Origin of the sequence: Pseudomonas sp. B329, assembly GCF_023127835.1 — a bacterium.
In the GTDB taxonomy this organism is placed as follows: domain Bacteria; phylum Pseudomonadota; class Gammaproteobacteria; order Pseudomonadales; family Pseudomonadaceae; genus Aquipseudomonas; species Aquipseudomonas synxantha_A.
Genome location: NZ_SPKP01000045.1, coordinates 9,697 through 10,297, shown reverse-complemented (window position 1 = coordinate 10,297; position 601 = coordinate 9,697). Strand labels below are relative to the sequence as shown.

Sequence of the window (601 nt, the reverse complement as noted above, 5' to 3'; positions counted from 1 at the left end):
TTCAAAGCTACGTCACTCCGGTGATGGCTCCCCCCAAGTGCGATTAGCGTTCAGTGGCTCGCACGGTCACGCTACACGGTGATGAACGTCTACTGCTCTCCCGAGCGTCTTTCGAGCTCGGCTCGTCCCAAACCCTTTTGTTTTTCTTCAACCCACCACGGGGAACTCTTTCCCCTATGGGACAGGTTTCTTCGCGCTACCAACGGAGGCACACCATGTCCGACTCACTCACAAGCGAAGCACTGAACACCCTGCGCTTGCCCGTTGTGTTCACTCCAGACGCGTGGCAACACGCAGTATTGCTCGATGGTTCAAGTCATCCTGAAAAGCTGCAGCTCGATAGGCTGAGCAACGTCGTACGCGCAGCCTTCAAAGCTCACCTGGCCGATCCAAACACACCCTACGTGGTGTTCGAGGTAGCCAAGTTCGGCTCAGCGAGTGATGCAGATCATGAGCCATTACTGCGACTGAGCCTCAGCCTGCTTCAGGCATCAGACCAACCTAACGCCTTGCTGATAGCGCTTGCGGAAGAGCAGCAACGCTAAACGCAAACGACCATACCCGGCCACCGATCCAACTCAGGCTATACGCAGTCCTGCAC

At 56.2% G+C, this 601-nt stretch carries 1 protein-coding gene; it reads left to right on the top strand.

Going from position 1 to position 601, the window contains the following annotated elements; all coding sequences use genetic code 11:
- The first annotated feature begins 215 nt into the window (after nucleotides 1-215).
- Complete coding sequence (locus E4P00_RS20660) at nucleotides 216-545, top strand: hypothetical protein (RefSeq protein WP_005787003.1); 330 nt, start codon at nucleotides 216-218, stop codon at nucleotides 543-545.
- Nucleotides 546-601: the final 56 nt, after the last annotated feature.